This is a genomic window from Corynebacterium meitnerae, from assembly GCF_027570075.1.
GTDB classification, from domain to species: domain Bacteria; phylum Actinomycetota; class Actinomycetes; order Mycobacteriales; family Mycobacteriaceae; genus Corynebacterium; species Corynebacterium meitnerae.
Genome location: NZ_JAKMUS010000001.1, coordinates 103,841 through 120,505, shown reverse-complemented (window position 1 = coordinate 120,505; position 16,665 = coordinate 103,841). Strand labels below are relative to the sequence as shown.

The 16,665-nt window shown below is 59.3% G+C and carries 17 protein-coding genes and 1 tRNA gene; 3 read left to right on the top strand and 15 right to left on the bottom strand.

Annotated features, from left to right (window positions below):
- Positions 1 to 32: 32 nt before the first annotated feature.
- The 4 genes from L8U60_RS00570 to secA2 all read right to left on the bottom strand — a co-directional run bounded on the left by L8U60_RS00570 (position 33) and on the right by secA2 (position 4,327).
- Positions 33 to 599 (bottom strand): bifunctional nuclease domain-containing protein, encoded by a 567-nt coding sequence (locus L8U60_RS00570; protein WP_269964446.1) that lies wholly within the window; start codon positions 597 to 599, stop codon positions 33 to 35.
- Between the two features lie 6 nt (positions 600 to 605).
- The gene (gene ftsR / locus L8U60_RS00565; RefSeq protein ID WP_269964445.1) at positions 606 to 1,343 is read right to left on the bottom strand and encodes a transcriptional regulator FtsR; all 738 of its coding nucleotides are present in this window, start codon (positions 1,341 to 1,343) and stop codon (positions 606 to 608) included.
- 77 nt (positions 1,344 to 1,420) lie between these two features.
- On the bottom strand, positions 1,421 to 1,849 hold the full coding sequence (odhI, locus tag L8U60_RS00560) for an oxoglutarate dehydrogenase inhibitor Odhl (protein WP_269964444.1): 429 nt from the start codon (positions 1,847 to 1,849) through the stop codon (positions 1,421 to 1,423).
- A gap of 180 nt (positions 1,850 to 2,029) precedes the next feature.
- On the bottom strand, positions 2,030 to 4,327 hold the full coding sequence (gene secA2 / locus L8U60_RS00555; RefSeq protein WP_269964443.1) for an accessory Sec system translocase SecA2: 2,298 nt from the start codon (positions 4,325 to 4,327) through the stop codon (positions 2,030 to 2,032).
- Positions 4,328 to 4,434: 107 nt separating this feature from the next.
- Between secA2 and L8U60_RS00550 the strand changes: the two genes are divergently transcribed.
- A tRNA-Pro gene (locus tag L8U60_RS00550) sits at positions 4,435 to 4,508 on the top strand.
- Between the two features lie 150 nt (positions 4,509 to 4,658).
- Here L8U60_RS00550 and L8U60_RS00545 read toward each other — a convergent pair.
- The 3 genes from L8U60_RS00545 to L8U60_RS00535 form a co-directional block, all read right to left on the bottom strand.
- Positions 4,659 to 4,919, bottom strand: coding sequence for a Txe/YoeB family addiction module toxin (locus tag L8U60_RS00545; protein WP_269964442.1), 261 nt, complete (start codon positions 4,917 to 4,919; stop codon positions 4,659 to 4,661).
- Positions 4,919 to 5,173 carry a type II toxin-antitoxin system Phd/YefM family antitoxin gene (locus tag L8U60_RS00540; protein WP_269964441.1) on the bottom strand — a complete coding sequence of 85 codons (255 nt, stop codon included), beginning with the start codon at positions 5,171 to 5,173 and terminating at the stop codon, positions 4,919 to 4,921. Before L8U60_RS00540 ends, L8U60_RS00545 begins: the two co-directional genes overlap by 1 nt.
- A gap of 85 nt (positions 5,174 to 5,258) precedes the next feature.
- A complete protein-coding gene (locus tag L8U60_RS00535; protein WP_269964440.1) occupies positions 5,259 to 6,629 on the bottom strand; it encodes an MFS transporter in 1,371 nt (456 codons plus the stop codon).
- Between the two features lie 108 nt (positions 6,630 to 6,737).
- Between L8U60_RS00535 and L8U60_RS00530 the strand changes: the two genes are divergently transcribed.
- Positions 6,738 to 8,348 carry a cation:proton antiporter domain-containing protein gene (locus tag L8U60_RS00530; protein WP_269964439.1) on the top strand — a complete coding sequence of 537 codons (1,611 nt, stop codon included), beginning with the start codon at positions 6,738 to 6,740 and terminating at the stop codon, positions 8,346 to 8,348.
- On the opposite strand, the gene L8U60_RS00525 is transcribed toward L8U60_RS00530, so the two are convergent.
- Entirely contained in the window at positions 8,345 to 9,301 is a 957-nt protein-coding gene (locus L8U60_RS00525; protein ID WP_269964438.1) for a CE1 family esterase, read from the bottom strand. The two genes, L8U60_RS00530 and L8U60_RS00525, sit on opposite strands and share 4 nt — an antisense overlap.
- Before the next feature lie 67 nt (positions 9,302 to 9,368).
- Here L8U60_RS00525 and L8U60_RS00520 point away from each other — a divergent pair, with 67 nt between their 5' ends.
- Positions 9,369 to 10,160 (top strand): class I SAM-dependent methyltransferase, encoded by a 792-nt coding sequence (locus L8U60_RS00520; protein WP_269964437.1) that lies wholly within the window; start codon positions 9,369 to 9,371, stop codon positions 10,158 to 10,160.
- Here L8U60_RS00520 and L8U60_RS00515 read toward each other — a convergent pair.
- Genes L8U60_RS00515 through L8U60_RS00485 form a run of 7 tightly spaced genes read right to left on the bottom strand, consistent with a single transcriptional unit; the run spans position 10,157 to position 16,573 of the window.
- Positions 10,157 to 10,888 carry a CE1 family esterase gene (locus L8U60_RS00515; RefSeq protein ID WP_269964436.1) on the bottom strand — a complete coding sequence of 244 codons (732 nt, stop codon included), beginning with the start codon at positions 10,886 to 10,888 and terminating at the stop codon, positions 10,157 to 10,159. The two genes, L8U60_RS00520 and L8U60_RS00515, sit on opposite strands and share 4 nt — an antisense overlap.
- 12 nt (positions 10,889 to 10,900) lie before the next feature.
- A complete protein-coding gene (gene der, locus L8U60_RS00510; RefSeq protein WP_269964435.1) occupies positions 10,901 to 12,505 on the bottom strand; it encodes a ribosome biogenesis GTPase Der in 1,605 nt (534 codons plus the stop codon).
- Positions 12,505 to 13,209, bottom strand: a complete 705-nt coding sequence (cmk, locus tag L8U60_RS00505; protein ID WP_269964434.1) for a (d)CMP kinase — start codon at positions 13,207 to 13,209, stop codon at positions 12,505 to 12,507. The genes der and cmk overlap by 1 nt, the downstream gene beginning before the upstream one ends.
- Positions 13,210 to 14,250 carry a pseudouridine synthase gene (locus L8U60_RS00500; protein WP_269964433.1) on the bottom strand — a complete coding sequence of 347 codons (1,041 nt, stop codon included), beginning with the start codon at positions 14,248 to 14,250 and terminating at the stop codon, positions 13,210 to 13,212.
- A gap of 11 nt (positions 14,251 to 14,261) precedes the next feature.
- Positions 14,262 to 14,825 carry an SMC-Scp complex subunit ScpB gene (gene scpB, locus L8U60_RS00495; RefSeq protein WP_269964432.1) on the bottom strand — a complete coding sequence of 188 codons (564 nt, stop codon included), beginning with the start codon at positions 14,823 to 14,825 and terminating at the stop codon, positions 14,262 to 14,264.
- A 5-nt stretch (positions 14,826 to 14,830) separates the two neighbouring features.
- Positions 14,831 to 15,673, bottom strand: coding sequence for a segregation and condensation protein A (locus tag L8U60_RS00490; RefSeq protein ID WP_269964431.1), 843 nt, complete (start codon positions 15,671 to 15,673; stop codon positions 14,831 to 14,833).
- A 24-nt stretch (positions 15,674 to 15,697) separates the two neighbouring features.
- Positions 15,698 to 16,573, bottom strand: a complete 876-nt coding sequence (locus tag L8U60_RS00485; protein ID WP_269964430.1) for a ParA family protein — start codon at positions 16,571 to 16,573, stop codon at positions 15,698 to 15,700.
- Between the last annotated feature and the right edge of the window lie 92 nt (positions 16,574 to 16,665).

The following is a 16,665-nucleotide window of genomic DNA, read 5'->3' as shown; positions in this document are numbered from 1 at the left end:
GCTGTCACTGGAAGCAGCGCGATGAGCGGGACCTACTCCCCCGTCTCATCAATTCCTAGGTCGCCTTCTTCAACGCCGAGATCACGCATGAGCTGCTGGAAATCAGCATCAGCTTGCGCATCACCGCTCGCCGACTCTGGGTGGTCTTTCAGTGTTGCTGGATCCTCTAACTCAATGTCGAAATAGTCGGCAGCGTCCTCTGGTGATAGCCAAATAGAAGCTTGGTTGAGCACAAGGTCTTCAACCTCAATCGGCTGATCCAGCATCGAGGCAAGAATAAAAAGATCCGACGGGCGGCAATCGATTTCCGTGCCGTTGTCCATCGTGATCTGTCCCATGAACACACCGTTGTAGTAGCTGGTGAGTTCAAGCGCGGACACACCCGTCGTCGATTGTTGGATCAGTTCAACGAGCACATCGTGGGTATCTGGGCGCTTGGGTTCCCACTCAGCAATGCGCCCAACGAGCTGCGCTCCCCCAACCGGTGGCAGCCACACGGGAAGAAAACGCTGACGCTCTTCCCACAGCAACACTGCGCAAAGATAGTTCTCCGGGCCAATCGGAAAAACGCCGCACAGTTTCACGGGCACGGTGGTCATGGCGGCCTACTTACCGCTGGTGCGACGCAGTTCGTTCTTCACCAACGAGGTATGCAGCGTAAGAATCTGGTTCATCATGTTCTGCGCCATCTCCTCAGCCTCTTGGGTTGCGGAAGTCTTGCCGGACTTGGCCACCGGCTGGGTCACACTGTTGATCAAATCCGCTTGGCGGACGGCAGCCTGGCGCAGCGATTTGAGGTGGCGTGCATCCACTCCAAACTGGGACAGGCCTTGAATGGCAGACAGTACGCGAACGTCGTCAACAGAAAACAGACCGGACGAATCAGGGGCGATGAGTCCTGCCTTAATGCAGGTGTCCACCAGCTCCGCATCACACTTGGCTTGCTCTGCCAGCATGTCATCGGAAAAACGAGCTGGCGCCTGGGACGCAAGAGTATCGGCGGCAAAGATCTGATCAGCCGGCTGTCCAGGGATAAGGGCTGCGACAGAGCCCTTGTCCATGGCCTCAAGCTGTTCACGGATGACCTTCAGTGGCAGATAGTTATCACGCTGAGTCACCAAAATGTACCGAAGGCGATCCACGTCCGCGTCAGTGAAACGACGGTAACCGGACTGGGTGCGCTCCGGGGAAATCAACCCCTCCGACTCCAGGAAGCGAATCTTCGACACCGTGACATCCGGGAACTCCTCACGCAGGCGTTTGATAACCACGCCAATAGACATGGTCTTCATGCCCGTGCGTGGGGCGTGCTCTGCGGGGTTCGTCTTCCGGATTGCGCTCACGGCGTTCATTCACCTTGAAGGAGGGTCTAGGGGTACAGCAATGCCGCCACGAGGGCGGCGGTGGTGGTTACGCCGATTTAGGCGTTGTCCGCAATAAAGACCAGACGGAACTTGCCAATCTGGACCTCATCGCCAGTGGACAGGGTCTGGGAGTTACGCGGCTCGCGGTTGACGTAGGTGCCGTTGAGCGATCCGACATCCACGACCTCAAACTCACCAGCATTACGGCGGAACTCTGCGTGGCGGCGGGAAACTGTCACATCATCGAGGAAGATGTCAGCTTCCGGGTGGCGGCCAGCGGTGGTGGTGTCCTGGTCGAGCAGGAAACGTGCGCCAGCATTCGGGCCACGCTTCACTACTAGGAGGGCTGCACCTTCAGGGAGGCCCTCAACACCGCCGATGTTCTCGGAGGCGGTTGCTCCCGTCTCCATCTCCTTCAGAAGATCAGCACGGAATACGGAAGTGGTTTCTACCTGTGCCTCCGGCGTGCCGGTGTTCTCGCTCATGTCTTCTCCTGACGCTATCGACGGAATCAAACTTACCGAACAAAATTCAGTACAAAATTTAGTCCACGATCATCATACCGGCATCTGCCATCACCGCGACTTTGAACCGGTAGAGTCGCCCAATTTTTATGGTCTTACCTGCTGTGTAAAGAATGCGACACGCCGATCCAGTTCCCTGCCTTACCGGAACATGTTCGCAATTCCGGAAATAACGGAGTTCCCACCACCGGACAAGGGGTTATCAGACACCATGTAGGTCCACGACGCGCTCGGGCGCTTCCAGCCGGCGTCTTCCATGTGGGCCCCGGCTGCGTCGATAAGCACACTATTGAACGTCTCTACTGCCTGATCAACCGCACGATTGGCCAGGTCTTTGAACTCGCGCACTGCGATCCGGTGATATTCAGTGAGCGGGGTCTCGCGCGCGATTGCCCGCAGGTGGATGGACTCTCGCACCTCGTCCATGTGGGCCAAGTGCTCCGACCATTCATCGTCCAGGTGGTAGAGCATGATGTCGCGGGCTGCCTGATCCAGCACGGACTGGTCAATACCAGCCTCCACAAGTTCAGCGGCACGCTCCGGGCTGCGCTCAGCCAGCTCCACCCAGGCGCGGTTGGTGTCAAGGAGTGTGGCACGACGTTCGTCGATAATCGCCCTGTGGTCGGCCAAAAGCTGGTTGTACTTCCACGTCTGCGCGTGGATTTCCAACAGTTGCCCTTCAGTCACGCGCTGGCAGTGAGCGATGAAATCATGGACGCGTTTCGTATCAATCCGTCCGTTCTCATCCGGCTGGGCCGTGATCTGTTCATCAGCGCCACCTGCGGTGACAATGTCGTCCTCGAGGGAGACGAAGAAAAGGCTCAAACCCGGATCACCTTGACGGCCAGCGCGACCACGCAGCTGATTGTCCAGGCGCGCTGTGCGGTGGCGTGCCGTGCCAATGACAGCCAAACCGCCAAGTTCCACCACTGCGTCACGGTCAGACTCATCCGCACCACCAAGGCGGATATCAGTACCACGGCCGGCCATCTGCGTGGAGACAGTCACGCGGCCCAGGTCACCGGCTTCAGCGACGATGCGTGCTTCCTCAGCGTCGTTCTTGGCGTTGAGGACATTGGCCGTGATGCCGCGCTGCTCAAGCGCCTCGGCAAGCGCCTCAGACTCCGCAACGTCATGCGTACCCACCAGTACCGGCTGACCGGTTGAATTGATGTACGCGATCTCTTCGACGAGGGCCTTGAACTTGTCGTCCATGGTTGCGTAGATTCGATCAGCTTCATCGAAGCGTTGCAGCGGCTTCGCGCGATCAATTGTGGAAATTCCAAGATCATAGAACTGACGGAGCTGATCCGTTGCCTCCACAGCCGTACCGGTCATGCCGCACACCAACGGGTAGCGACGCATGAGTGCTTGGAGGGTAATCGAATCGAGAATCCGCCCGCCCTCAGAAACATCGAGGCCCTCTTTCGCCTCCACTGCGGCTTGCAGGCCATCCGGCCAGCGCTGCAGTTCAGCAACACGGCCACGCGAGGCATCCACAAGATCGATCTTGCCGTCCTGCACGATGTAGTGAACATCCCGGATAAGCAGCGCCTTGGCGTGCAGGGCCAGGTTCACGCGAACGAGAATCGTGCCGATGTTCTCGTCGGAATACAGCGAGTCAATGCCAAGGGATTTCTCCACCTTCGCCGCACCGTCATCGGTGAGGAAGACATTCCTGCGGTCCGAGTCGATGGTGTAGTCCTTCCCCTCCACTAAGTGGGACACCGCCTCGGTAATCTGCCCAGTGGCCTGCTCCCCCGGCTTGGAGCCGGCGAGGACGAGGGGGACCAGGGCTTCGTCGACAAGCACACTGTCTGCCTCATCAACGAGCGCAACATCCGCGGGGACCTGGACTGTCTGGCTACGGTGCGTGATCTGATTGTCGCGCAGATGATCAAAGCCCACCTCAGATACAGGCGCGTACACAATGGCACTCTTGTACGCCGCGACGCGTTCTTCGCGTGTCGACGCTTCCGTCACCGACGCCACCGTCAACCCAAAGAATTCCACGATTGGACGCATCCACTCCGCGTCACGATGCGCGAGGTAGTTATTCACGGTAATGACGTGGACACGCTTGCCGGTGAGCGCGAAACCCGTCGCCGCCATCGCACCGACGAGTGTTTTACCTTCACCCGTGGCCATCTGGATGACATCACCCTCAAGGAGGCGGAGCACTGCCTGGTTCTGCACCTCAAACGGCGTCATGCCGAGCGTCCGCGACGATGCCACTGTGAGCAACGCCAGAAACTCGGGCTTCTTCTGGATCTCCCCGTTAGCAACAGTCCCCCGCACCGCCTCAGCGATCTGCGCGTCGCTGTACTGCTCGTACCCAGCGATCAGCTCATGCGCCTGCGACACAATGCCTTTCGACTTCTTATTGTTGCGCTCGGCGGTGGAGCCCATCGCCTTCCAGAACCAGTCAAACTTGCCCATGGGGCAACTTTACGTGACCAGCCGATTACATCAATCAATCCCCCGTGGGGTAATCTAGCGGACGTTCGCCTCATGCAGGCTTAACGCTTGCGCTTATCGACGAACAACGGGCTGTGGCGCAGTTTGGTAGCGCACCACACTGGGGGTGTGGGGGTCGCAGGTTCAAATCCTGTCAGTCCGACAAAATCTTTTCGGGGATTCTTGCCAAAGGCGCGAGCGCCTATGCGTCAGGCTGCATAAGAGTGTGGTCCAATTAGGGTCCCCATTGGGCATTCACGTCCCAAGCTGCTTAGCATCGAGATAATCAGCACAATCTCCGGTTCAGCCTTAATTAGCGTCCGTAATGATATCGGCAGGCCGCGATTCGCACTTCCCCATCCATGACTTGGTACACCAATCGGTGTTCATCTGTGATTCGTCTCGACCAATACCCTGACAACTCATGCTTGAGCGCTTCGGGCTTGCCGATTCCCTCGTTACCGTTTCGGACAATGTCCTTGATTAGTTGGTTGATGCGTTTGAGGATTCGCCGATCAACTGACTGCCACCAAAGGTAATCGTCCCACGCAGCTTCGTCCCAGATGAGAAGCATTATTCCTCAATAAGGGCATGCTGTGTACCGCGTTGATTCTCTAAGTTTTCGATAGAACCAAGCAGACGGCGCGCATTAGCCGGCGAACGAAGAAGATACGCGGTTTCACGCAAAGACTCGTATTCAGATAGGGACACAATCACTACGGGTTCATGGCCAGCACGAGTAATTACTGCTTCTTCGCGGTCATTAACCACATCATTTAGCACCTGTGCATAGTTCGCGCGGGATTCGGTGTAGCTGTACGTTTTCATAGTCCACCTCCCAGCGGTTAACGTACAGAAAACCGTACAGGGCTACGGATGCAACGTCAATGCCTTAATAGAGACGTTATTGGGACTAATTCCCGGTATCCACGACACGGTAGTTGGCACCGTTGACGTACTTGGACGTAGCGCGCTTGGCTAGGAGGAGGCCAATGAAACCAAATGCCCACACGGCAAGGACCGCGAGCCAACCGATGCGGAAGGACTCCCAGGTGTAGTTGCTGCCTGTCGAAGTGGCGTCAAGCAAGAAGCCAACGCTCGGCGCAGCAATCATGGTGGCAAAGAAGCCGCCCATGTTGGCCAGGCCGGTGCCGGTGGCCAGAATCTTTCGGTCAACTTCCTCACGGACGGAGTCAAAACCGAAGTTGGACTTAGCGCCGAGAGCTGCCATCAGAATGTTGAGCACAATGACTGCCCAGAAGGCAGGCGGGTTAGTGGGCAGCAGGAATGCGACCCAGATAAGAAGGTCCATGACGGCGATGATTGCCACCACATTGATGCGCTTGCGGCCCGTGCGGGCGGAGATCATGCCCATCAAAGGGCCAGCGAGGATAACGGCCGCGGTGTTGATCACCAGAACGGAACTGGCTTGAGCCGGGCTCAGCCCCAAGCCCAAGGTCATCAGCGGCATGCCCCACAGAAGGGTGAAGATGCACTGGTGCATCAGGCCGGTCCAGTGGGTGAAGAAGCCCTGCCAGCACACCGGGTTGGTCAGGACCATCTTCAAGGTTTGGCCGATGGTGAGGCGCTCCGATTCGGTGCTGCGGTGGGCGTTTTTGTCTTTGCGGGCGCCGGGGGCGTCGGCAAGCGCGACAAGCCCCACGATTGCGATGATGAGTCCGGCGGTGCTGACGGACAGGAACGCGGGCACCCACCCCGCGGCATGAAGGATGGCCAGGAATGGCACAGCGGAGATGAACTGGCCTAGCTGACCCAGCCCCGCGGTGAGCTGTGTGAACAGCGGAGTCAGGCGCAGCGGGAACCACAGGGGCAACAAACGCATGGCTCCCAAGAAGGCAGTAGCGTCGCCCGCGCCAATGAACACGCGAGCAGCGACTGCGAGTGGGTAAGACGTGGTGAACGCGATGATCACCTGGCCGATGGCCATGATGAGCGCACCGGCGACCATTGTCTTCTTAGGGCCGATGCGGTCAATGATGATGCCGGTAGGAATCTGCGCCAAGGCGTACACGCCCACCTGGACAGCGGTGAACACAGCCAGCTGGGAGGCGTTGATGTGGAAGCGATCGAGAGCTTCCACGCCGGCAACACCGAGGGAGGTGCGGCCAACGATGGCCACGACGTAGGTAAGCAGAGCCGCCACCCACACGACAAGCGCGCGAGCAGTCAGCTGCTCACGCGGGTTCTTTGGTGTGGAGTCTGCGGGTTGGCTCCGTGTTGCTTCCTGTTCACGAGAATGACGCTGATTTTCCACGCGTCTCATGCTAGACCTGCCCCACAAACTGTGTATCGGCGGGTCGTGCTCTCCCCTTTAGGGGTGACACGCGTTTCATGATGTTAGAAAACGTGCCGGTGAGGCACACTTCTATCCGTGAATTTGTTACTGACGTATTTGTCTGTCATTTTCGTATGCGGCCTTATCGCGTGGGCAGTGCGACTGCCACCGCTCATCGGGTTTCTTGTCGCCGGCTTCGCACTGCATGCAGCGGGCGTTGCACATGTGGAAGCCCTTGATCTTTTCGCCGACATCGGCGTGACCCTCATGCTGTTTGCCATTGGTCTGCGCCTGGATCTCAAGGCGTTGACCGATAGAGCCATGTGGCTGACGGCCACTAGCCATGTGCTCATCATGACGATCATTGGCGCTGGATTCATCACTGGTCTTGGCGCATTGGGGGCCTTTGGTCCGACGACGTTCACCATCGCAGTCGACGTTGCACTGGTGTTGAGTTTCTCCAGCACCATCGTGGTGATCAAGATCTTGCAGGACCGCGGTGATGAGCAAGCCTTGTACGGCAATATTTGCATCGGCGTGCTCATCATGCAGGACATCCTGGCTGTTGCTTTCATGAGCATTCTGCGTGGCCAGCCGCCGCACCTTGCGGCGCTGCTCCTTATCCCCATCGTGCCGTTGCTCGCGTTGTTGACGCGCCGTTGGTACAAACTCGGTCACGGTGAGCTCGGCGCCCTTTTCGGCATCGTCATGGCTCTGTTACCGGGCTACGCACTCTTCGAACTTGTCGGGCTTTCCGGCAGCCTCGGTGCCCTCATCATGGGCGTTGTGCTCTCCCGCTCCTCGGGCGCGGAGCAGCTCAGTCACTCGCTGTTCACCCTCAAGGAGCTACTCCTCGTCGGCTTCTTCGTCAACATCGGGTTCCTGGGACTACCCACGTGGGAGAACCTCCTCGACGCCACTCTCTTGCTCCTCCTCCTTCCTATTCAGGCGATCGCCTACTGGGCCATCCTGTGGCTTCTGGGACTGCGCAACCGTACGTCCGTGCTCACAGCTCTCCTGCTGGCCAACTACTCCGAGTTCGCGCTCATCATCGCGGCTCTCGGCGTGGAGGACGGTTGGCTCGACCAACGATGGTTGCTCTCCCTGGTACTGGCTGTGTCTATCAGCTTTGTCATATCCGCAATCCTCAACCCGCAGAGCGTCTCTCGCGCCACGCACCTGGCTAAGCGCCTTCCCACACGCCCGCCACACAAGATTCACCCAGAAGATCGCCCCATCGAGCTTGGCGATGCCCACGCGCTCGTCCTCGGTGTCGGCCGCCTGGGCCTTGCCTGCTTGACCGAACTAACTGAGGTCTACGGCGCCAAGGTCCTCGGCATCGAACACGACCCCGCGCGTGTCCGCCACCTGCAAGAGCGCGGCTACAACGTCGTTGAAGGCGACGCTACGGATATCGATTTCTGGGAGCGCGTCAAGGACAGCCACCAAATCGACATGATCATGCTGGCCATGCCCTCCCAGCACGCTAACGTGGATACCGTCAAGGAGATTCGCGCCTCCAATATCAACACAGAGGAATGTGTGATCAGTTCCGTGGCTATGTACCTCGAAGACGTGGAAGACCTTGAAGCCCTCGGGCTCAACGTTGTCGTCCACCTCCAGGACGGTGCGGGTGAATCGCTCGCAGAGCGCACCTTCATCGAGAACCGTCAGCGCCAACTCCGCGCCGGGCAAAAGGGAGCCTAACCGCGCCGTGGGATGCGGAAGAAGTCCAGGATCTCATTCGTCGCAAAGTTTTTTGTGCCGATGGAGCCTGGCCCGTGGTCAATGAGGCCACCTGGCCACACGTGCGCACTTCCCTCGAGGCGGTAGTGCACCAACGGGGCATCGCAGTCCTGCCAGGTGAGCTTCTGTCCTGGTCGCACAAAGTCCTCCGCGAGTGGCTGGGGGTGGCAGTGGTTGCGCCGTTCAGCGTCGATAAGCACGCGCCCCATGGGCTCGTACGGGGTGTTGTACCGCCACCCACCCTCATAGCGGATGACGCGATCGCCGGTGCCGTGAAAGTCAATCTGCTTCACGGGCGCAGGTGAGCACCCCTCGAAGACCTTCTCGTAGTAAGCAGCGGACACGGTTGCGATTCCGGTGAGAACATGCGGGCGATGGCACGCGGCATACGCTGCAAATCCGCCACCGTTGGAATGGCCAGCAGCGAAGACACGTGCTGGGTTCACTGGATACTCACGCAGCATCTGTTCACGCACGGCGTCGAAGAAGGCAAGGTCCTCCTCCCCCGTCGTCTTGGCGTACGGCGCCGGCGCCCAGGCTGTGTCAATCCCCTGCATATACACCACGACGGCATGCGCCGAATCGAAGTTCGTGGTTGCACGCATCTTATTCACATCCATGCGGTAGCCATGAAACACCATGATGAGAGGCAGGCCGATGAGCTGATGCACATCACTTGGAGTCGAGACGAGATATTCGCGTTCGCGGCCGCCAATCTGCATGGTGCGGCGTTCCGTGTTGGTAGGCCCATTGGAAATGGGTTGCTTCACCGCTGGTTCCGTGATTACTTCCACAACGGTGTCTTCAAGCTTTGCCTTTGTGGGCAGGTACGCATACGCAGCCAGGGAAAAGCTGCTCAGCAGAGCCGCGGCAATTGCTGCCCGGAGCGCTGATCTCTTGCGTGCGGTTTTCACTCGGTCCAACCTACGCCATTGGCGCGGAAATTCATGACAAGGGCCATGAGCAGGTACATTGCTTCCCATGAGTTCACACCCGGAGCCACGCCGCTTCACACCAAGCAATAAGAATGCGCCGGGTTTCATCGATGCGGAAGCTCGCGCGCATACGGCCGGAGCGTTTCAAAAGGGAGCATCGCTTTACGACGATTTCCGGCCCACCTACCCCTCCCCCGTCGCGGAGCTCGTTGATAAGGCGAAAACCGTTATTGACGTTGGCGCGGGGACCGGCAAGCTCACTGAATTGCTCGTTGGTGATGACCGGAAGGTGCTGGCGGTAGATCCCTCCGCGGACATGATCAGTGTGTTGCGGCAACGCATTCCATCTGTTCATGCCTGGCAAGCAACCGCGGAAGCAACTGGGTTGAAGGCCGCATCCGTTGACGCTTATGTCAGCGCCCAGACGTGGCACTGGGTTGATATTGCCGCAGCGAGTGCTGAAGCCGATCGCGTGGTGGTACCCGAGGGTCAGCTGATGCTGTGCTGGAACACGCTGGATGTCTCCCACCCCTGGGTGCTGCGCTATTCCCGTATCTCCCACTCCGGGGATGTGCACCGCGAAGGTTTTTACCCGGAGGTAGACAAGCCGTGGGTGCTCAAGGATGGACTGCGGATGAGGTGGATACAGGAAGCCACGCCATCGGATTTGTTTGAGCTGGCTAAAACCCGCTCGTATTGGCTACGCGCCAACTCGGCAACGCGGGCCAAAGTGGAGGCCAATTTAGAGTGGTACCTCTATGAACGCCTGGGTTTTGATGAGGGCGACGTGATCCCTCTTCCCTACCGTACTGACGCCTTTGTCTACGAACGGGCTTAGTTTTCAGTCCAGCTGATACCGAAGAAGTCGAGAATAATCTCGGTGACATCGATGCCCCGGCTGCGGGCCCAGATACCGGCCGGCCACTCATGCCCCATGCCCTCGACCGGAATGTGTACTGTGCGGGCATGCTCACCGTTGCGGCCTGCGAAGGCCGCGGCCACCTGCTTGGCTGGCTGGATCATCCGGCCCATGCCGCGATCCTCTCCGGCATACGGCACAACGTCATCCCAGGTGCCGTGAATGTTCAGGTAGTCAATGGGGGCACCAGAGGCTAGCTCCTCCACGTCGGTGCGGATGGCACCCGCCACGGTGGCCGCGCCGGCATACTTCTCCGGGTTCTGCGTAGCCAGCTCAGCCACGAGGCCACCGCCATTGGAAAAGCCAGCCAGATAGACGCGAGATGGATCGATGGGAAAGGTAGCGCTGATGTCGCTCACAATCGCCTCGATCAGCGCGGTGTCCTGCTCCACCGTGGTGATGGCATAAGGAGCAGGTGCCCACGCCAGGCCCTGCCCAGTTGGAGTCACCACCACCGCATTAGCAACCCCAAGGTTCGTACCGATGAGGAAGTCGTAGCCATTGTCACCCTTGCCGTGAATACCCACGATCAGCGGCAGTGACTCGCGTTCGTGGATCTGTGGCACGGAACAGTGATAGGAAAACTCCTGTGCACCGCCACTGGGTGAGTCCACGATGACGGTACGAGTACTGCGAGGATGTGCCACGACTTCCCGCCCCTAGCGCCGCTTGGGGTTGCGCTCGCGCACACGCACGGCGAAGCGAACTGGAGTGCCGTGGTAGCCGAACTGCTCGCGGAACTTACGTTCTAGGTAACGGCGATAGCCCGCATCCAAGAAGCCAGTGGTGAACAGAACAATTGTCGGCGGACGAGTACCCACCATGGTGGCAAAGAGCACCTTGGGCAGGCGGTTGTTCTTCATCGGCGGCGGGTTGGCAGCAATCGCCTCACGCAGCCAGTTGTTCAGCTGGCCAGTGGAGATGCGGCGGTCCCAGTTCTCCAGAGCCGTGATCATCTCCTGCTCTAAGCGGTGGAGACCACGGCCAGTTTCAGCGGAGATATTGATCTTGGACACCCACGGCAGCTGGTTGAGCTGCATGTCGAACTCGCGGTCAAAGTAGTACCGGCGGTCCTCATCCATGAGGTCCCACTTGTTAAAGGCGATGACCATAGCCTTGCCCGCCTCCAACACCATGGAGATCACACGTTGGTCTTGTTCGGTGATCTCCTGTGAAGCGTCGATAAGCACGACGCACACTTCGGCAGCGTCGATCGTGCCGCGCGTACGCAAAGAGGCGTAGTACTCGTGGCCCGTTGCGTTCTTGACCTTCTTACGCAGGCCAGCGGTATCGATGAAACGCCACAGCTTCTGGTCAAGCTGGATGAGCTCATCCACCGGGTCAACGGTCGTGCCGGCGACATTGTCCACAACAGCGCGGTTGGACTTGGACAGCTTGTTCAGCAGCGAGGACTTACCCACATTCGGCTTACCCACCAAAGTCACGCGGCGCGGCCCCTCCGTGATGGAGTGTGCGGACTTCGGCTCCTTCGGAAACAGGCGGACGATCTCGTCCAAGACATCGGCACCACCGCGGCCATGAAGGGCAGACACCGGCCATGGGTCACCGAGACCTAGCGAGTAAAACTCAGCGACATCCGCCCACTGGGACTCGGACTCAAACTTGTTGGCAACAAGGATGACGGGGACTTCAGACCGCTGCAGGTTGCGCGCCATGGCAGCATCAGATTCCGTGACTCCCACATGGGAGTCCACCACAATGAGGATGATATCCGCATCGTGCATAGCAGCCTCAGACTGGTGGGCAATGGAGGCGTGAATGCCCTTCGCATCCGGGTCCCAGCCGCCGGTGTCCTGCACCCAGAAGCGGCGGCCTGCCCAGTCAGCCAAGTAGCTCACGCGGTCACGCGTCACGCCCGGGTGGTCGTCCACCACAGCTTCACGGCGACCAAGGAAGCGATTCACCAAAGAGGACTTGCCCACGTTCGGGCGGCCAACGATAGCCACCGTTGGCAGGGCTTCTTCCAAATGGCCGTCCGCATTGATGCGCTGGACACCGAAAGCTGCTTCGACCTCAGCCCAGTCCTCTTCGGACATATCGTCAGTGATGTCCACATCACCCTCGGACACTTCACCGTAATCGGCGGGGCCGAACTCGGAGTCGTCGAAAAACTGCTCTGCTTCCTCCCCGTACTCAGAGATGAAGTACTCTTCGCCCTCAAAATCTGCCGGGTTGAATTCGGTGTACTCAAACTCCGTCGGCGTGTCTTCCGAGAAGTCGTTGTTATCACGCTGGTCAGTCATCATGCACTCCTTTCAATCAAGGCAATGAGAGCGGCAAGAACCTCGTCCTTGTTCATGGTCGATGTGTCGATAATCTCGGCATCCTCCGCGGGACGCAGCGGGCTCGTGGCACGGGACGAATCCAGCTCATCGCGACGGATCACGTCGGCGAGCACCGTGTCAAAGTCCACCTCACGTCCGGCAGCCACATCCTGGTCGTAGCGGCGCTGCGCGCGGACCTCCGGTGAGGCGGTGAGGAAGGCCTTCGCCGGGGCGTCAACAAGCACGACCGTGCCAATATCGCGGCCCTCCACGATCGCGCGGTGGGCTTCGCGGGCGAGTTTGCGCTGCAATTCCACGAGGTTCACGCGGACCTCCGGAATGGCGGACACAGCCGACACATTCTGGGTGACATCGCGCTCACGGATCTCGCGCGAGACATCCTCACCAGCGAGGATCACCTCCGTCGAATCCGGATCATCGGAGACTTCTAGCGGCAGATCACGGGTCACCTCAATCACCGCGGCGGTATCAGCCGGGTCCACGTCAGCGCGCAGGACAGCCAACGTGGCCACGCGGTACATTGCACCGGTATCCACGTACTTCGCGTTCAGCTGCTTAGCCAACGCGCGGCAGGTGGTGGATTTTCCGGTCCCCGAAGGCCCATCGACGGCCAGAATCAAGCCGCCATCGGGCATGTTCGTCAAATTCCCAGTGCTGCCCATTTACATCTCCACCGCCTTGTACAGAGCCGTCAGCTCCGAGTCATTTAGCGCACGCATTGCGCCCGGTTTCAGCTCACCCAGCTGCACCGTGTGAACCTTCGTGCGCACTAGGCGCTGCACCGGGTAGCCGGCGGCCTTCAGCATACGGCGCACGATGTGCTTGCGGCCCTCATGAATCTCCAGACGTATCAGCGACTGACCCTGGTGCGTATCCACGATCTGCACGTAATCCGCCTTGGCCAGGCCATCATCGAGCTCGATACCGTTCTTGAGCTCGCGGATCAGCGCCGGCTTCGCCTCTCCCAGCACTGTGGCCAGGTATGTTTTGGACACGCCATAGCGTGGGTGCATGAGGCGGTTGGCCAGCTCACCATCGTTGGTGAGAATCAGCAGACCTTCCGTATCCGCATCCAGGCGCCCAACGTGGAAGAGGCGCTGGCCCGACACCACGCGGTCAGCGACAAGATCACCAACGCACGGGCGGCCGAACTCATCTTCCATCGTGGTGTGCATCCCACGCGGCTTGTTCAGCGCAAAGTACTGGTGTTCCTCATTCACGTTCACGCGCACACCATCAACGCGAATGATGTCCACGTTCGGGTCCACGCGCACGCCCTGCTTGCGGATGATTTTGCCGTTGACCTCAATGCGGCCTTCGTCGATCATCAGCTCGCAGTTACGGCGCGAAGCAACGCCCGCCTGCGCCAGGACTTTCTGCAAGCGCACGCCTTCTGCTTGTCGACGTTTCTGCGGCCCGCCCCCGCGGCCGTCTCGGTCGTCTGCGCCGCCGAGTTCCACTGCCTTGCCCTCCGGGGCAACTGGGTCTTCGCGGTGATCCCACCAGTTATCGGCGAGCGGATGCGGTTCTTCGGCTGCTTTTTCTGCTGCTGCACGCCGCTTACTCAAGCTGACGTTCTGGTGCTTGGCGGGTTTTGCGTTGGAGAGCAAGAACTTTCCGTTCTTGCCCCGATTTTGTTGATTGTCATGGCTCGAGTTCGAGCCCTTATCCGGTGAGCCTTCTCGGCGAGCGGTAGGTTTCATAGCTCCCGAATCTACCAGGCATCTTCAATGGAATCGACTTCCGGAAGAAGCGGCGCCAAGTCTGGCAACCTGTCCAAAGAATCGATGCCGAGCTGCTCTAAGAACAGCTCAGTGGTGACGTAGCGGTGTGCGCCCGACGATTCATCCGGTTCCACCTCCGCAATGAGTCCGCGCAGCGTCAACGTGCGCATGACACCGTCCACGTTGACACCACGCACACCGGCCACCTGAGCACGCGTGACAGGTTGGCGGTATGCCACGACAGCAAGGGTTTCCATCGCCGCGCGGCTGAGCTTGGTTTGCGTGCCGTCCACCAAGAAAGCCTCGACGGCATCGGCATTTTCTGTCCGGGTGTACAGCCGCCAGCCTTCAGCGGTTTCCCGCAGATCAATGCCAGAGCCACGGTTGTCCAGCTCCTGCGCCCACTCTTTGAGTACAGCAGCCACATCTGTTGGATCAGCATGCAGCGCACCGGCGAGGTCCTCGACCATCGCAGGAGTGTCAATGACGAGGATGACGGATTCAATCTGCGAGCGCAGCTGCGACACCATGGGTAGATCCGAATAGCTCTCCATGTTTCCTACTCCCAGTTCTGTGCGGCCACCACCGCGGGATCAACATCCTTGCCAGTCCACGCCAGGTCCAATGTCCCTAAGGCTTCTTCCTGCTTGGCGTCGATTGCATGCGCTTTGTACAGCTCAAGAATGGCTAAGAATCTGCCCACCACTTCCATGGACTTCGTGCAATCTCGTGTGAGCGCTGCGAACGTCAGCCAGTGATCAGGGCCAGCCAGCTTCAGCGTCTCCAGAATCTTGCCGGCTTGCTCCGGGACAGACACTGCCTGGGCATGAACGTGATCCGTGCGGACTGTCTCCGGGGGTTTTGGTCGGAAGACAGATGCCGCCAATTCTGCGAAGCTTCCTGCCGTGTGGCCAAGTTCCACCGGAGGCATGAGGTCCAGGAATTGCTCTTCCATTCCCACTGCGCGGGGATACCTGCGGCGAGCATTCCCCTGCCACTCTTCGAAGCGATCCGCCACCTGCTGGTAAGCGCGGTACTGGAGCAAGCGTGCAAAAAGAAGGTCACGTGAGGAAAGGAGCTCCAAGTCCTCTTCCTCATCCTCGCCGCTAAGAGGGAGAAGGCGTTGCGTCTTCAGTGCGAGAAGTGTGGCAGCCGTGACAAGGAACTCGGTGACCTCATCAAGCTGCGCCATTTCGCCCAGCAGCCGCACGTACTCGATGAACTCGTCGGTCACCTCGGCCAATGCAATCTCAGTGATGTCGAGCTTGCGGGCACCGATCAGGTTGAGCAGCAGATCATAAGGGCCCTCGAAATTGTTGAGGACGATGGTGAAGCCAGTGATCTCTGGCTGGTACCCCTCATTGCCCGCGGTCAGCGGCTCGTTCGAATGCGTAGTAGACATGCCGTGTGAGCGGCTCCCTTGTAGCTACCGCTGGGAGGTCCGTTCAATGACCTCAAGGGCCAGGTTTCGGTACTGCTCCGCCCCCGGGGAATTAGGTGCCCAGGTGATAATCGGCTCGCCGGCAACGGACGTTTCCGGGAAACGCACGGTGCGGGTGATCACGGTGTCAAAGACACGGTCGCCGAAGACCTCCACCACGCGGTCCATGACCTCACGGGCGTGGGTGGTGCGACGGTCAAACATGGTGACCAAGATGCCCACGATATCCAAGTCAAAGTTGATGCGGTCCCGGACCTTCTCCACCGTGTCTGCCAGCAGGGCAAGGCCACGCAGCGAAAAATACTCACATTCCATCGGGATGATGACGCCCTGGGAGCACGCGAGCGCGTTCACGGTGAGCAGACCAAGCGACGGCTGGCAGTCGATGATGATGAAGTCATATTCCCCACGCACCGGACGCAGCGCGCGGCCAAGAGTCTGCTCACGGCCAACCTCATTGACCAATTGGATCTCCGCAGCAGAGAGATCAATATTCGCGGGCACCAGGTCGAGCCCTGACACATTGGTGCGCTTAATCGCCGAGTGAATCGACGAGGTGTTGTCCAACATCAAGTCATAGACCGTGACTTGATCCTCATCGTGGGTAACGCCAAGGCCGGCGGACAGCGCGCCCTGCGGGTCAAGGTCGACCAAAAGAACCTTGCGGCCCTGCTCTGCCAGGCACGCGCCGAGGTTAATGGATGAGGTGGTCTTACCCACGCCGCCCTTCTGGTTCACCATGGAGATGATCGTGGCCGGCCCGTGCTTCTCCAGCGGCTCCGGTTGCGGGAATTCGCGCAGGGGACGTCCAGTCAGCCCGACTTCCGCCTGCTTCGCATCGAAGAGTCCCTCGTCTGCCACGGTCCCGCCCTTCACACTCAGGTCGACCAAATCCTTACTGCCCGTCATCTTACACAGGTGTTATTTACCGCGTAACGTGTCTGCGCAGCTAT

Bases quoted from the DNA above. Each gene is read 5' to 3' on its own strand.
- L8U60_RS00500 (WP_269964433.1), bottom strand. From the start codon at position 14,250: ATGAAACCTACCGCTCGCCGAGAAGGCTCACCGGATAAGGGCTCGAAC.
- odhI (WP_269964444.1), bottom strand. From the start codon at position 1,849: ATGAGCGAGAACACCGGCACGCCGGAGGCACAGGTAGAAACCACTTCC.
- L8U60_RS00520 (WP_269964437.1), top strand. From the start codon at position 9,369: ATGAGTTCACACCCGGAGCCACGCCGCTTCACACCAAGCAATAAGAAT.
- L8U60_RS00545 (WP_269964442.1), bottom strand. From the start codon at position 4,919: ATGCTTCTCATCTGGGACGAAGCTGCGTGGGACGATTACCTTTGGTGG.
- cmk (WP_269964434.1), bottom strand. From the start codon at position 13,209: ATGGGCAGCACTGGGAATTTGACGAACATGCCCGATGGCGGCTTGATT.
- secA2 (WP_269964443.1), bottom strand. From the start codon at position 4,327: ATGGGCAAGTTTGACTGGTTCTGGAAGGCGATGGGCTCCACCGCCGAG.
- scpB (WP_269964432.1), bottom strand. From the start codon at position 14,825: ATGGAGAGCTATTCGGATCTACCCATGGTGTCGCAGCTGCGCTCGCAG.
- L8U60_RS00535 (WP_269964440.1), bottom strand. From the start codon at position 6,629: ATGAGACGCGTGGAAAATCAGCGTCATTCTCGTGAACAGGAAGCAACA.
- L8U60_RS00570 (WP_269964446.1), bottom strand. From the start codon at position 599: ATGACCACCGTGCCCGTGAAACTGTGCGGCGTTTTTCCGATTGGCCCG.
- L8U60_RS00540 (WP_269964441.1), bottom strand. From the start codon at position 5,173: ATGAAAACGTACAGCTACACCGAATCCCGCGCGAACTATGCACAGGTG.
- L8U60_RS00490 (WP_269964431.1), bottom strand. From the start codon at position 15,673: ATGTCTACTACGCATTCGAACGAGCCGCTGACCGCGGGCAATGAGGGG.
- der (WP_269964435.1), bottom strand. From the start codon at position 12,505: ATGACTGACCAGCGTGATAACAACGACTTCTCGGAAGACACGCCGACG.